Source organism: Williamsia sp. Y712 (genome assembly GCF_059445525.1).
On sequence record NZ_JCAIUN010000002.1, the window covers coordinates 230,893 to 244,952 of the forward strand.

Annotated in this window: 12 protein-coding genes; 5 read left to right on the forward strand and 7 right to left on the reverse strand. The window is 63.5% G+C overall.

What is annotated here, in order from left to right; genetic code table 11:
• Positions 1-20 precede the first annotated feature (20 nt).
• Positions 21-731, forward strand: a complete 711-nt coding sequence (locus AC1D75_RS15875; RefSeq protein WP_495516294.1) for a VOC family protein — start codon at positions 21-23, stop codon at positions 729-731.
• 80 nt (positions 732-811) lie between these two features.
• On the opposite strand, the gene AC1D75_RS15880 is transcribed toward AC1D75_RS15875, so the two are convergent.
• The gene (locus tag AC1D75_RS15880) at positions 812-1,957 is read right to left on the reverse strand and encodes a thiolase family protein (protein ID WP_495516295.1); all 1,146 of its coding nucleotides are present in this window, start codon (positions 1,955-1,957) and stop codon (positions 812-814) included.
• A 16-nt stretch (positions 1,958-1,973) separates the two neighbouring features.
• Positions 1,974-2,402 carry a Zn-ribbon domain-containing OB-fold protein gene (locus AC1D75_RS15885; RefSeq protein ID WP_495516296.1) on the reverse strand — a complete coding sequence of 143 codons (429 nt, stop codon included), beginning with the start codon at positions 2,400-2,402 and terminating at the stop codon, positions 1,974-1,976.
• Positions 2,403-2,736: 334 nt separating this feature from the next.
• On the opposite strand from AC1D75_RS15885, the gene AC1D75_RS15890 reads away from it, so the two are divergent.
• The gene (locus AC1D75_RS15890; RefSeq protein ID WP_495516297.1) at positions 2,737-3,597 is read left to right on the forward strand and encodes a tyrosine-protein phosphatase; all 861 of its coding nucleotides are present in this window, start codon (positions 2,737-2,739) and stop codon (positions 3,595-3,597) included.
• A gap of 72 nt (positions 3,598-3,669) precedes the next feature.
• On the opposite strand, the gene AC1D75_RS15895 is transcribed toward AC1D75_RS15890, so the two are convergent.
• Together AC1D75_RS15895 and AC1D75_RS15900 are read right to left on the reverse strand one after the other, a co-directional pair.
• A complete protein-coding gene (locus AC1D75_RS15895) occupies positions 3,670-5,673 on the reverse strand; it encodes an SDR family oxidoreductase (RefSeq protein WP_495516298.1) in 2,004 nt (667 codons plus the stop codon).
• 103 nt (positions 5,674-5,776) lie between these two features.
• Positions 5,777-6,799: an ABC transporter substrate-binding protein gene (locus tag AC1D75_RS15900; RefSeq protein WP_495516299.1), complete on the reverse strand. Its 1,023-nt coding sequence runs from the start codon at positions 6,797-6,799 to the stop codon at positions 5,777-5,779.
• Between the two features lie 131 nt (positions 6,800-6,930).
• Here AC1D75_RS15900 and AC1D75_RS15905 point away from each other — a divergent pair, with 131 nt between their 5' ends.
• The 3 genes from AC1D75_RS15905 (at position 6,931) to AC1D75_RS15915 (ending at position 10,071) form a co-directional block, all read left to right on the forward strand.
• Positions 6,931-7,812, forward strand: a complete 882-nt coding sequence (locus AC1D75_RS15905; protein ID WP_495516300.1) for a DUF1295 domain-containing protein — start codon at positions 6,931-6,933, stop codon at positions 7,810-7,812.
• The gene (locus AC1D75_RS15910) at positions 7,809-8,924 is read left to right on the forward strand and encodes an FAD-dependent oxidoreductase (RefSeq protein WP_495516301.1); all 1,116 of its coding nucleotides are present in this window, start codon (positions 7,809-7,811) and stop codon (positions 8,922-8,924) included. Before AC1D75_RS15905 ends, AC1D75_RS15910 begins: the two co-directional genes overlap by 4 nt.
• Positions 8,925-9,408: 484 nt before the next feature.
• Positions 9,409-10,071, forward strand: a complete 663-nt coding sequence (locus tag AC1D75_RS15915) for a nitroreductase family protein (protein WP_495516302.1) — start codon at positions 9,409-9,411, stop codon at positions 10,069-10,071.
• A gap of 4 nt (positions 10,072-10,075) precedes the next feature.
• Here AC1D75_RS15915 and AC1D75_RS15920 read toward each other — a convergent pair whose 3' ends face one another.
• From AC1D75_RS15920 to AC1D75_RS15930, 3 genes are all read right to left on the reverse strand, one after another.
• A complete protein-coding gene (locus AC1D75_RS15920; RefSeq protein ID WP_495516303.1) occupies positions 10,076-11,272 on the reverse strand; it encodes an oxygenase MpaB family protein in 1,197 nt (398 codons plus the stop codon).
• A gap of 77 nt (positions 11,273-11,349) precedes the next feature.
• A complete protein-coding gene (locus AC1D75_RS15925) occupies positions 11,350-12,531 on the reverse strand; it encodes a metallophosphoesterase (protein WP_495516304.1) in 1,182 nt (393 codons plus the stop codon).
• Positions 12,532-12,700: 169 nt separating this feature from the next.
• The gene (locus AC1D75_RS15930) at positions 12,701-13,966 is read right to left on the reverse strand and encodes an amidohydrolase family protein (protein ID WP_495516305.1); all 1,266 of its coding nucleotides are present in this window, start codon (positions 13,964-13,966) and stop codon (positions 12,701-12,703) included.
• Between the last annotated feature and the right edge of the window lie 94 nt (positions 13,967-14,060).

The following is a 14,060-nucleotide window of genomic DNA, read 5'->3' on the forward strand; positions in this document are numbered from 1 at the left end:
TGCGATGGTAGGAATGGTCGATGAGCTCAAAGCAGGCGCCGGACGCACCGCCATCGGTCATTGTCGTCTCGACCGAGAACGTCGATGCGAGCCGGCGGGCCTATGAGCGGCTGCTGGGGATCGATGAAGGCGCGCCGTTGACGGTCGACAACGCACTGATCGAATTATGTGGCGACAGTTCGGGGACGACACCGCATCGGGCATTGTTCGGCACCGCTGACTTCGCCGCGACCACCCGTTTGCTTCGCAGGCGCGGGCTGGCGCTCACCGAGACGTCTGCGGGTCGGGCGCAGGCCGACGCCGAATCATCCGTCGGCGTGATCGATGCCGCGCAGCTTGCACCGGCTACTGGTTCGGAGCTGACCGCCGTCGACCACCTCGTGTTCAATGCCGCGGGACGCGATAGCGCCGTGGCTCTGTTCGGCGCCACCCTCGGCATGGACTTTCGGCTGGAGCAGTCGATCCACGAAAAGATCCACCAGCTCTTCTTCCGCGCCCCCGCGATAGTCGTGGAGGTTGTTGTCGGACAAGGTGATCTGAGTTCGACGACGGCTGCCGCGACGACCCTGTGGGGTATCGCATGGCGCTCGACCGACATCGACCTGACCCATCGCCGACTTGCTGCCGCCGATGTGGACGTCAGCGAGATGCGGACCGGTCGCAAACCCGGCACCCGGGTCTTCTCGGTCCGCGACCGCGCGCTGGGCTTACCCACACTCGTCATCGACTGACCCGCAAACGCTCCACAAATACAAAGACGCTCCACAAATTTGTGGAGCGTCTTCGTACAGGTGGAGCGTTTGCGGCCTGATTACAGCGAGAGGACCGATGCGGCAGCGGTTCCCGGTGCGCCGTATACCTGGGCGTAGCCGACCTTCGGATTGCCGGGCACCTGACGGTCACCGGCCTGTCCGCGAAGCTGGAGCACCAGCTCGTGGACCTGGCGGATACCGGAAGCACCGATGGGCTCACCGTTGGCGATCAGGCCGCCGTCGGTGTTGATCGGCATCGAACCACCGATCTCCGTGGCACCCTCGGCGATCAACTTCTCCTGATCACCATCGGCGCAGAAGCCGTTCTCCGCCATATGGATGATCTCGGCACCGGCGTCGGTGTCCTGCAGCTGCATGACATCGACGTCTTCGGGTCCGATGCCTGCCATCTCGTAGGCGGCCTTGGACGCGTAGACGGTCGGCGAGACATCCTCATCGACTGCGGCCCAGGTGGCGTGCACCTCGTATGCACCGTAGGTGCGGGTACGGATGGCAGTCGATTTCAGGAACACCGGCTTCTGGGTGAAACGCGCAGCAAGATCGCCGCGGCACATGATGACAGCAGCGGCGCCCTCGTCGGGTGCGCAGAACATGTAGTGCGTCAACGGGTAGTTGAGCATCTGGGCGCCCAGGATGTCTTCTTCGCTGATCGGCGTGCGGCGGAAGGCCTTCGGATTGAGCCCACCATTGCGGTAGTTCTTGGCCGCCACCTTTGCGAGGGTCTGGACCGAGATGTCGTGATCACGGATGTACCGGCTGATCTTCATTCCGAAGAACTGCGTGGTGACGAACTGACCGTTCTCGGCGTACCAGGCCGGAAGGCCGAGCATGGCCGGGTCGGCGGTGAAAGCACCGCGGGGGTGCTTGTCTGTGCCGACGGCGATGCCGATGTCGTACTTGCCGGAACGGATTCCGTCCGCGGTCTGTTCAATCGCACTGGCCGAGGTGGCGCAGGCATTGAAGACGTTGGTGAAGGGGATGCCGGTCAGACCGACGAGCCGGGTGACGGCGTCGGTGTTGTCGACCTCGTAGCTACCGCCGATGCCGAACTGGATGTCTTTCCACTCTGCGCCGGCATCGGCCAGTGCGAGTTGGATTGCGTCGGCAGCCATTTCGATTGCTGACTTGGCGCCGAATCGGCCAAATGGGTGCAAACCCACGCCGATGATCGCAACGTCGTTCATATTCGCCTCTCCTCGCTCAGCTGTTCTCTGCCACCGGCGCGAACGCCCAGGTGATGATCTCGGTGCCGTCTTCTTCGGTGTAGAAGGGGATGAAGGTCAGTTCGACGTCCGTGATGGTCGCGAGCTTCTCCGGATCCGCTTCGGTCAGACGCGCTTCGACGCGAACCACGTCGTCGAGCTGGATCAGGCCGACACCGAAGGTCTCGAAGGTTGCCGCCGTCTCGCCGCCCGCGTACGGAAGCTTCGGGACGAATCCCTGGGTGGTGAAGGCGATCAGTTTGCCGCGCCGGGGCAAGAGTAGATCCGACATGTCCGGGCCGCTGCAGCGTGGGCAACGATCCTGGCGCGGCCAGGTCGTTGCGTTGCAGGCATCGCATTTGCTGCCGATGAGCTGCGGATTTTCCGCAGGCCAAGTTGAAACGTCGGGCGCGAGCGCCTTCGTCATGAGCCGTCCTCCATGGTCTGGGGCCCCACCTGAGTCCGGAGGGACCGGGGCTATCCATTCACACTATACGGAAATGGCATTCTCGTCTACGAAAGTGTGATGCTCCGAGTGTCGGGCTCGGTCGACGCTCAGCCCAACAGGACGCACTGCCCCAGTGTGGGCCACCAGGCGCTGCGCGTGAGAATAAAATTGTTGTTGTCTGCAATTCGAATTCTCGGACGTTGAACCCAGATATGTTCCGCTCGTACTTCTTCGACTACGTAAGGAACCTGAGTTGTCTCGAATTCTTGCCGGTGCCCATCGCCGGAATACTGGTCTCGCCATCACCCTCACAGTGGCTGGTTCGCTCTTGCTGTTCGGTTCACCGGCTGCGCTCGCAGCCCCGGTTGCTGATCCGGTCGGCGGGCTCGGCTTCGGCTCATCGGAATCGCCTTCGATCCCGGCCACCCCAGTCCTGACCTCTGTCGACAATTTCCGTGACATTGCAGGTTCGGCTGCCGGCTACCAGGGCATCGGGGGTCTCGAACTCAATCGGGGCACCATCTATCGTTCGAATGCGTTGCTTCCCAGCGACATCGATTTGGCGACGCTCAATACGCTCGGCATCACCAGGGTCTATGACCTGCGGACGGCACCGGAAATCGAGGGCAAAGCGGACCGCCTGCCAGACGGTGCGACCCGGACCTGGCTCCCGACCCTGGCCGGCGACATGCTGAGCCAGGTGAGCCAGCTGAAGACCCCTGCGGACTCGGTCGCTTTCATGGAGGACATGAATCGACAGTTCGTGACCGATGCCGAGGTGAGGAAGAGTTTCACCACGCTTTTCAACGATCTGGCAACTACGCCTGGCGCGCAGGTCATTCATTGCACCGCGGGCAAGGATCGCACCGGTTGGGCCACAGCCGTTCTCCAGAGCCTCGCGGGCGTCTCGCCGCAAACGATCATGTCGGACTACCTACTGACGAACGAGTATTCGGCAGTCTCGATCGAGCGTCAGCTCGCTGGGGTCGGGGCCGCGCGCGGGCCCGAGGCAGTCGCGCTCTATTCGCCGCTGCTCCACGTGGATGAGAGTTACCTGCAAGCGGGACTGACACAATTGCAGGCCGACTACGGCTCTGTGTACAACTACCTGCTCTCCGGATTGGGCTTGAGCCCCCAGACAATTGCCGCCCTGCTCGCCAAGCTCATCGGCTGACCCCGACCTGACCGAGGAGTGATGTGCCGGGGCGGCCGCGGTGGCCACCCCGGCACGGACCTGGATATAGGCCTACCAGTGAACGCCGCCGAGCACGCGCGCCAGGATGAGCTGCTCGGATTCGCGTCGACCCGACTCCTCGCCGCGAGCAGCTGCTGAATCAGGGAAGACCTGATAAGCCAGGTTGAGGATTCGGAATGCGAGCTTGGGCGTGAGGGTGTGCGCCAGCGCTCCGAGGTTCCCGACCTTGGTGTTGATCTCGTGTGGCTTGTCGACCAGGGCAGCGATGACCTTGTCCGCGGCCTGGCCCGGACTGATCGTGGGGAACCGGTCGTAGATCTTGGTCGGCGCGATCATGGGTGTGCGGACCAGTGGCATGTGAATGCTGGTGAAGGAGATCCCGTCGCCGAATAATTCGGACGAGACCACGTTGGACCAGGAATCGAGGGCGGCTTTGGAGGCGACGTAGGCGCTGAATCGCGGCGGGTTGGTCTGAACTCCGATGGATGAGACGTTGACGATGTGGCCGCACCCCTGTTGACGCATTGTCGGCAGCAACCCGATGACCAGCCTGATGGCACCGAAATAGTTGAGCTGCATGGTCCTTTCGAAGTCGTGGAAGCGGTCCTCGGACAGTTTCAGCGACCGGCGGATCGATCTGCCCGCGTTGTTGACGACGAAGTCGATTCGCTCGAAATCCAGACTCAACTGTTTGGTGAGGGCGTCGATCGCGTCCAGATCCGATAGATCGCAGCCGTACGCGTGCGCAGTTCCACCCTGACTTTCGATGAGATCTTTGGTGGCTTCGAGCTTGTCGATACCGCGTGCGATCAGAATCGGGATGGCGCCGGCCTTGGCGACTTTGACCGCGGTGACCAGGCCGATACCCGACGATGCCCCGGTGATCACCACGGTCCGTCCGGCAAGGGCGTCGACGGTGCGCCGGTCGGAGATGATCGAATCGTCGAGGAACTGCTCCCAGTACGCCCACAACCCCGATGCATAGGAGTCGAGGTCGGGCACTGTGATGCCAGAACCCTGCAGTGCGTTCACCGTCCGAGCGGAGGTGTACACCGCCGGAAAAGACACGTGGGCCAACACTTCTGGTGGGATTCCGAGTCTTCCTACGGTCCCTCGCAACGCGAACCGGACCGCACCGAAGCGCAGGGCGGTGCCGAGTAGCTCTGCCGGTTGCAGCGCCCGCGGCAGGAGTTGGGTCGGGATGCGGTCGGTGACCGACCGGTCGAGGGGCAGAGCGAACTGAGGTGCCTTCGCCGCGGCGGCAAAGCTGTTGACCATGCGCACGGTGTTCTGCGGCTGTGGATTCATCAGGTGGAAGGCCTGGCCGTCCAGGTCGGGTACATGCGCAAGGTGATCCATGGCGCGGGCAACGTAGTCGACCGGTACGAGATTGGTGTCTCCGAGGTCGATCGCGACGAGGGGGATGCCGGCAGACAACAGGTCACGGATCCGCTTGATCGCCGGGAAGAAATAGTAGGGTCCGTCGATCTTGTCCATCTCGCCGGTCTCGGAGTCGCCGACCACGATGGACGGGCGATAGACCCTCCATGGAACAGCCGACTCTTCGCGGACCATCCGCTCCGACTCGAACTTGGTGCGGTGATAAGGCGACGGCAGACCCTGACCCTCGTCGAACATCGTCTCGTCGAAGACGCCCCGGTGGTCACCGGAGGCTGCGACCGATGAAACATGGTGAAAGCACGAGGCTTCGAGTGTACCGGCCAACGACAGTGCCGCCCGGGTGCCGCCGACGTTGAGCATTTCGTTGGCCTCGTCCGAGGCGGTCATGTCGTAGATCGCGGCGAGGTGGAAGAAATGATCGATGGTGCCCCGGTGTTCATCGATCCACGTGTCGTCGACACCGAGTAGATCCTCTTGGAGGTCACCGACCACCGGAATCACCCGGTCCGTGCTCCAGATCCGGATCTGCCGGTCGAGTGAGGCCCGAGATCGGTTGCGTACCAGGACGAAGATCGTCCCGACACGGTTGTCGAGGAGCTGCCCGACAAGATGCCGACCGATGAACCCGGTTGCGCCGGTGACGAAGTAGGCCACGGGACCAGCGTAAGTCCACAAATGACACACGTCCCCGAGTTGCGCATACGCGAACCCGGGGACGTGTGTGGAAAAGCTTGGTCGTGACTACTGGATTACTGGACTACTGGGCGAGTTGCGGTGCCAGTTGCTCGACGACGTAGGGGATGGTGAGCACGGACGGGACCGACATCGCGCCGCCGAGGACCTGGTCCACCCAGACGACCCCACCGCGCTTGACGACGTCGAGGTTCATGAACGCGGCATTCTGCTTGAGCTTGTCGTTGGATCCCTGCCAGTCGACAACGACGACCTTGTCGAGTGAGTTCAGCAGGTTGAGGTTCTCGGTGGAGATCGAACCGTAGAAACCGCTGGTGATCGTCGGCACGAGTTCGGCCGGGAATGTCATACCCAGTTCCGCCACCGTTTGGCCACGTCCGTCGGTGTCGCTGTAGATCGCGACCCCACCGTCGGTTCCGTTGGTGATCACCGCGCCCTTCTTGCCCACGATGGTGGGGTATTCGGTCTGGGCATCGGTGAAGACCTGCTCGGTCTCGTCGATCAGCTTCTGGGTCGCCTCGGGCATCCCGACGGCCTTGCCGATCTGCGTCGCGGCGGCCTGCCACGGCACCTGCCAGTCCGGGTACTGGGCCTCACGCAGGATCGTCGGCGCGACCTTGCTCAGGGAGTCGTACTGCTCCTTGGTCACCGAGCTGTTCACCGCGACGATCAGATCGGGGTTCGTTGCCAGGATATTGGGGATCTCGGCGCCGAGGTTGGAACTCGCTTCGGCCAGCACGACCGGAGCGTTGTCGCCGATCAAATCCTCGTTCCAGGGCTCGGTGACACGTTTGGCCTCAGGATCGCTGAACGGGCTCATCGTGGTCGGGACGATACCCAGCGCTAGCAGGGTGTCGCCGTCGCCGACACCCACTGCGGCAACGCGAGTGGGTTCTTTGTCGATGGTCACCGAACCGAAGTTCTGCTCGATGGTGACGGGATACGCGCCGGGCTCTGCGGAAACCGTTGCCGACGTGTCGTTGTCCTCGTCGGGCGAGGAGCACGCCGAGGCTCCGACGAGAGCGGCCACCGTCGCGGACGCGATGACAATCTTTGATACGGCCGAACGGCGGTTCTTCCAGTGCACTGGGGCTTCCTCACATCAACGACTCGGGGGCGGGGATTAGGGCAGGCTCACCATACAGCGTTTGCCGGTTGATTGGGCAAAGATGGTGCTTCCGGGTCGAAATGTGCACGTGCGGTGGCAGTATCGGGGCGGTGACCAGGAGCGCTTCGTTTGTCCGGGTTGGCGTGGCCTATCTGATCGCGTTGGTGCTCGCGGGTGCCTGGCTCGGGTGGGGTCCGCGGACCGACGTCTTGTGGCTCGACACCTTGATCGCCGACGTGCTCGGAACCCTGGTGATCTTCGCCTTCAGCCGGTGGTACGGCAACTCGAGTTTCTATGACGCCTACTGGAGTGTGGTCCCGCCGCTGTTGCTGTTCTACTGGTGGTTCGCCGGCGGGCTGGGCGTCGATCAGATTCACTGCTGGCTTGTTTCGGTCGTGGTGGTCCTCTGGGCGATCCGGCTGACGGCGAACTGGGCTCAGTCGTTTCCCGGCCTGCATCATGAGGATTGGCGATATGGGATGCTGCGGGCACGGGCCGGCCGGTTCGGGTTTGTCACCGATCTGGTGGCGATCCACCTGATCCCGACCGCTCAGGTGTTCCTCGGCATGCTCCCGGTCTATGTCGCTGTGACCACCGGGGGCGACAACCTGTTGTGGCTCAGCGTGTTTGCGTGTGCGCTGGGGTTGGCCGCGATCCTCCTCGAATGGGTGGCCGACGGTCAGATGCGTCGGTACGTCGGCAGCTCTGGCCCCGGTCAGATCATGGATCAGGGTGTGTGGAGTTGGTCGCGGCATCCGAACTATTTCGGAGAGTTCATGTTCTGGTGTGCGTTGGCGTTGTTCGGTGTTGCCGCCGCGCCCGCGGATGTGTGGTGGCTGTTCGTCGGTGCTGCCGCGATGCTCGCGATGTTCCTCGGGGCCAGTATCCCGATGATGGAAGAGCGCAGTCTGCAGCGCCGCCCGGGATACCAGGATGTGATCGATCGAGTATCCCGGTTTGTCCCACGGCCGCAACGGAAGGTGACGGTGTGAGCCGTCGGCGCGTGGTGATCGCCGGATTGGGTGACAGTGGCGTCCTGGCCGCAATCCACCTCGCGGGGCGTTGCGACGTGGTGGGGATATCGGTCAAGCCAGGCCTGCTCAGTGGGCAGGAACTGGGTTTGCGGATCAGTCGTCCGGACTCCTGGTCCCGGGACTATCGGGTCGATTTCGACAGGTTTCGCGGCCTGGACGGCGTGCGAACCGTCCACGGAGCCCTGACCGGTGTCGACGTCGGAGCCCGGCACGTCACGATCTCCGGCCCGGACGGGTCGGCGTGGGTCGAAGATTATGACGCACTGGTGATTTCAACCGGTGTCACCAACGGGTTCTGGCGGCGTCCCACGGTCCAGTCCGGCACGGACATCGACGACGACCTTCAGCAGACACACGACACCATCGCGCGGGCGCGCTCGGTCGTCGTCGTCGGTGGTGGTGCGGCCGCGGTCAGTTGCGCCGCAAATATCGCCGCTCGCTGGCCACGTACCCGCGTCGATCTCTACTACCCGGGGCAGCGCGCGTTGCCGCACCATCACCCCCGTGCCTGGCGGCGCGTCAGGAGCCGACTGGATGACCTGGGAGTCCACCTGCATCCCGGGCACCGGGCGTTGGTGCCCGACGGGTTCGACTGCGACCGGATCATCGACGACCCGGTTCGATGGACCACGGGCCAACCACCTTCGGAGGCCGACGCCGTCGTGTGGGCGATAGGACGGACTCGTCCGAACACCGAATGGTTGCCCGACGAGTTCCTCGACGAGAGCGGATTCGTGCGGGTCGACAGCCATTTGAGGGTCCCCGGATATACCGGGGTGTTCGCCGTCGGCGATGTCGCCGCCACCGACGCGCTACGAACGTCGGCCCGCAACAGGGCCGATCGTCTCGTCGCGCACAACGTCCGGGCCCACTTCGAAGGCCGTCGACTCAAGTCTTACCGACCGAAGAGCCATCGGTGGGGCTCGGTACTCGGGGCGCAAGCCGATGGCCTGGAGGTCTTTGCACCGACCGGTCACGCTTTCCGATTCCCGGCGTGGTCCATCGACCGGGTGTTGCAACCCTGGATCGTCCGGCGCGGGATCTACCACGGCGTGCGGGGATCGCGCTGACCTTGAAACGAGCCGACCCCGCAACATCGGTGAGATGTTGCGGGGCCGGAAGACTACGGGTGGGGGCAGCGACGTTGGTGCCCGATCAGCTGTGGATCACGGCAATCCGGCAAGGAAGAACCGAAGGATTTCCATCGCCCACGGAGTCGAGTTGAGGAATGCGTCTATGGCGGCATCAATTGGTGAGTACAAAGAAATCCTTGCTCCTCCAGATATGTCCGCAGCCCTCGTGTGTGCACGAGGGCTGCGGAGCGAGTGTCAGTTGATAACAGTACTGGACCCTCTGTGGCGGTGATGATCAGATTCGGGTGATACCGGTTCCGAAGGGGGATGTCGTTCGGATCCGCGCTGGTCGTGCCCGGTGGTGTGAGCACCGATGACGCGCCATGAGAGGGTGGCGAAGACAAATCACTGAAATGTCGGGCAGTTCGCCGCGCCGGGCGTGTCCCGGTCAGGCCGGTCAGGGACGGGTAGGGAGTTTTGCATGGGTGAGACGACGACGGATGTCTGGGAAGCGATGTCGACCGCTCGCGCGATCCGGCGGTTCACCGACGAACCTGTCGACGACGCCACGCTGGCCCGTTGCCTGCAAGCCGCCTCCTGGGCGCCTTCGGGCGCCAATGCGCAGGCCTGGCGGTTTATCGTGCTGCGCTCACCGGAGCAGCGCGTTGTTGTCGGCAAGGCCGCCAAGCACGCACTCGACGTGATCGAGCCGGTGTATGGGATGTCGCGGCCCGCCGACGACGACAACAGTCGTCGTGCGCGGACGAACCGGGCGACGTACGAATTGCACGACCGGGCCGGTGAGTTCACATCGGTGCTCTTTGTTCAACAGAATTTCACCACCGCCTCCGAGTTGTTGCTCGGCGGCTCGATCTTCCCTGCGATGCAGAACTTTCTGCTGGCCGCCCGGTCCCAGGGGTTGGGGGCCTGCCTCACCGGTTGGGCGTCGTACGAAGGTGAACCGTTGTTCCGGGAGGCGGTCGGTGTCCCGGCGGACTGGATCATCGCAGGACATGTGGTGGTCGGATGGCCGCGGGGGCGGCACGGCCTCGTTCGTCGAAAGCCGCTGAGCGACATCGTGTCCCTGGACCGATGGGATGGCGAACCGGGTGCTCTGGCAGATGCTCCACCCCCGGTGAGCTGACGGGTCAGATCGCGTACCCGCCGGTGGTGTGCGGTGCCGCGTCGACCAGATCGTGGGTCACGCGGTAGTGCGTGCGCATCCGTGTCATCTCTTCATCACGCTTCCGGTACCCGCGGCGGGTGAGGTTGTCGCGTCCGCCGGCCAGAACCAGTCGGGCCCGGCCACCGAGCGCGAGCAGCGGGCTCATCGCGCCCAGAACGTATTTGAGTCTGCCGTCGGGGATGCCCAGGTCATCTGCTGCGACGTCACCGATGAACACGCGCGACAGTGACTCCATCAGGCGCCCGGCGACCTGTCGAGAAATGCGGTCCGGTCCCGGCATGAGGTTCGCCAGTTCGGGGACCAGGTAGTCATAGGTGAGTGCGGTGACAAAGTCGCGGTCGTCGTCGCCAGGACCCGGTGAGGTCAGTCGGTAGAGCTCCTCGATGCGGACGTGGCCGGCTTCGTCATGCGGGTTGATCCGTGGGTCGACGCCGATGACGTGGCCGACATATCGCCAGAGATGGTAGATGTCGTCGAGTTCGTGGTCCGTCAGCCGGACGCCGACCTTGTGCATGGCTTCGAGCGCGATGTGTCCGAACTCCGCGAGCGTGAATGCCATGTACGGCTGCGGAATCGGGACACCCCATGACGCGTGATCCCAGAGACCCTGGCTCAACAAACCGGTCCGGACGTGTGCGTGGATGACGCGGACCCGGACGGTGTACGCGAAACCGTTGCCTCCGCGGCGCATGCCGCCCGGGGTGAGCACCGCCCGCAACCACTCACCGACCTCGACCGAACGGATCGCGGGCATCGACGTGTATCTCCCGGTGAGGGCGAGAGGCTTGCCTGCGATGGTGTTGCCGGCCCCGCGGACCAGGGATGCCGCACCCAGGACGATGCCCAGTGCGGCGGTATGGCGGACCAGCACATCGGCTGCATGATCGAGGCGGGCGTGGTCGACCCACTCGGGCTCGTCGTCGAGGAATGCGAAGAGCTCCCGAAGCGACTCCGGTGCATCCGCGACGGCTTCGATGCGCTCGGTAAGTGCTGCCCGGACCGCGGTGGTGGCCGATGAACCGTTGAAGTCGTCACGCGCCACCGCATCGGCAAGCGGATCGGCAGACCACATCGCGTCGAGCCAGAACTGCCCGGCCGTGCCGTACCGCGATATCGCCCGCTGGGCGTTGACGAGGTCCGTGGGGAGCTGAGTGGCCATGGATTCAGTGAAACACGAGTGGCGGAGGTTGACGGCGTTCCACTTTGGCTGACCCCGGTCCGCGACGATGCCGTCGTTCAGGCTTCGCGATGTAGTTCGAGGATGGTGATCTCTGGGGGCGCTCCCACTCTCACCGGGGGTCCCCAGGCGCCGGCGCCGCGCGTCGTGTACAGAACCGTGTCACCGACCCGGTCCAACCCTGATACCGAAGGTTGTTGCAGGCCAACGAGATAATTGAATGGCCACATCTGGCCGCCGTGGGTGTGCCCGGACACCTGCAGGTCGATCCCGAGGTCTGACGCCTCGAACGCCTGGCGTGGTTCGTGTGCCACCAGCAACGTGAAGGTGGCGGGATCGTGACCGTCCAGCGCAGCCGGAAGATCCGGTTCGTAGGGTTGCGGCGAGCTGTAGTCGTGGATACCGACGATGTCGATGCTCGCGCCGTCTCGTTCGATCGATACCCGTTCGTTTCGTAAGGTCCGGATTCCCAACCGATCCCACACATCGAGCCAGCGTCCACCGTCGTCGGCATAGAACTCGTGATTGCCGCTGACTCCGTACACACCCAACGGTGCGGACAGGTCGGCGAGCGGCTCGAGGTCGGCGGCAACATTGGCGACGGTGCCGTCGATGAGGTCGCCGGCGATGAGTATCAAATCCGGCCGTTGTTCGTTGACGAGCTTCACAACTCGTTTGGTGAACCCGACGCCGCGAGCAGGCCCGACGTGCAGATCCGATACCAGCGCGACTTTGAGTCCGTCGAACTGCGTGGGCAGTCGGGGGAGTTCCACCGAGGCATTGACGATCTTCGGTTGTGCCGCAACAACTACGCCGTACGTCGTGGTGACCAGCGCTCCGACGACAACCGCGGCGGTGGTCACGCGCACCACCAATAGACGTGTGTCTCCGCTTGTCCGACCATCACTCGACTCGTCGGTGCCAGTGCTCGACCGACGTCTGCGCAGTGCTCCGATCAATCGGGACAACGCAGATCCGATAGCGATCAGGAGCAGGCCCAGGATCAGATAGAAGCCGACACCGAGCCACACCCACCCGGCAAATCCGAGTGGCCGGGCCCAAGAGGTGTCGAATTGATCGCCGCTGCCCATCCCGATGACCGCGAGCACCCACAGGAGGGCAAGTGCACTGTCGACGACAATCGACCACGGACGTGCGAGCTTGGTTGCCCGGACGAGCCTGCGGTGAAACCAGTAGGTCAGCAGCGTGGCCACAACCGCAAAGACCATCAGACGTGTCATCGACGCACTGGGAACGGGAGATGGGGCAAGCTCTGCTCAGTCATATCCCGACCAGGCTAGCGGCGAATGCGCAGGAGGCGGTCATCGCCGGCGTGGTCACCGCCGATCGGCCACATGCGTGTGGCCCACCGGATCAGATCCGATGGGCCACAGACACGAAGCGCTGCCTCTACGTGTTGGCGAGCTCGTAGCGTCGGCGGTACTCCTCTTTGGACGTCTCGTTGGTGTCGATATCTTTGGCTCGTGCGCGCAGTGCGCCGACGGTCGCCTGTTCGCGTGGGGTGTGCTTGAACGGATCCCAGTTGAAGAACTTGGCGACGTTTCCGAAGGTGATCTTGTCGATTTCCTCGTCGGTGAGTCCGGCGGCGTCCAGCTCCGGCTTCAGCGTCTCCGGCGACAACGGCCAGGTGGAGTCCGAATGCGGGTAGTCGCATTCCCACGCGATGGTGTCGATCCCGATGTGGTCGCGGTTGTTCAGTCCGCTCGGTTCCGTGATGTAGCAGGCCAGGAAGTTCTTCTTCCACACATCGGTGGGCGACATCCCCTTGGGGGTGAAGCTCTTACCTGTCCACGACTGGTTGACCACGTGGCGTTCGAGTCGATCGAGCCACGGTGCAACCCAGCCGACGCCACCCTCGCTCATCGCGAACTTGAGGTCGGGGAACTTCAGGAATACGCCGCTGAGCATGACATCGTTGGCCGCGATCGTGGAGATCAGCGGTGTCAACACCATCATGTCGTCGATGTTGAACCCTTCGGGCCGCTGGATCAGGCCGAAGCCACCACCGATATGCAGGCTCAGGACGATGCCGTGCTCCACGCATGCGGCAAAGATCGGGTCCCAGTAACCGGATTCGAAGCTGGGGAAACCCGACCCGTACGGGGTTTCCGGGATGCTGATCGACCGGCATCCCATGGCAGCAAGGCGGTGGACCTCTTTGACCGACTCGTCGATGTCGAAGAAGGGGAGAATACCCAGCGGGATGAAGCGACCGGGATGGGCGTCGGGGACCTCGCCGACCACCCAGTCGTTGAACGCCCGGCATGCAACCAGCGACAGGGCCTTGTCGGGCAGGCTTGCCAGGTGGGTTCCGGCAAAGCCGGGGAAGGTGGCAAAGAGCGTGGCCGCGAGGGTGCCGTTGGCATCCATGTCACGGACGCGCAGGTCCATGTCGTAGACGCCCGGCCGCATCTCGGCGTATCCGGTGGGGTCCATGCCCCACTCTTCCTTCGGCCACGAGACAACGGCGTTGAGGCCGGAGCTACCGACCACCTTGTCCTGGAACAGCCAGGCTTGGACCTTGGGATTGCGCGGATTGGCGGTCAGCTTCGGCGCCTGATCCATGAGGCTCTTCGGGAAGTGCTTTTCAAAGATGTCGGCGGGCTCGACCACGTGATCGTCGATGCTGACCATCACCATGTCGTCAATATTCATCAGAGTCCTCTCGTACTGGGCAGCAGTGCCCGGGGGCAGGCCTATGAGAATGATACTCTCATTCACAGAGAAGATGGATCTTTTCAGGTGATTG

What these genes read in the sequence shown, in the direction of transcription:
- AC1D75_RS15875 (WP_495516294.1), top strand. Translation starts at nt 21, where the DNA reads ATGAGCTCAAAGCAGGCGCCGGACGCACCGCCATCGGTCATTGTCGTC.
- AC1D75_RS15880 (WP_495516295.1), bottom strand. Translation starts at nt 1,957, where the DNA reads ATGAACGACGTTGCGATCATCGGCGTGGGTTTGCACCCATTTGGCCGA.
- AC1D75_RS15885 (WP_495516296.1), bottom strand. Translation starts at nt 2,402, where the DNA reads ATGACGAAGGCGCTCGCGCCCGACGTTTCAACTTGGCCTGCGGAAAAT.
- AC1D75_RS15915 (WP_495516302.1), top strand. Translation starts at nt 9,409, where the DNA reads ATGGGTGAGACGACGACGGATGTCTGGGAAGCGATGTCGACCGCTCGC.
- AC1D75_RS15920 (WP_495516303.1), bottom strand. Translation starts at nt 11,272, where the DNA reads ATGGCCACTCAGCTCCCCACGGACCTCGTCAACGCCCAGCGGGCGATA.
- AC1D75_RS15925 (WP_495516304.1), bottom strand. Translation starts at nt 12,531, where the DNA reads ATGACACGTCTGATGGTCTTTGCGGTTGTGGCCACGCTGCTGACCTAC.
- AC1D75_RS15930 (WP_495516305.1), bottom strand. Translation starts at nt 13,966, where the DNA reads ATGAATATTGACGACATGGTGATGGTCAGCATCGACGATCACGTGGTC.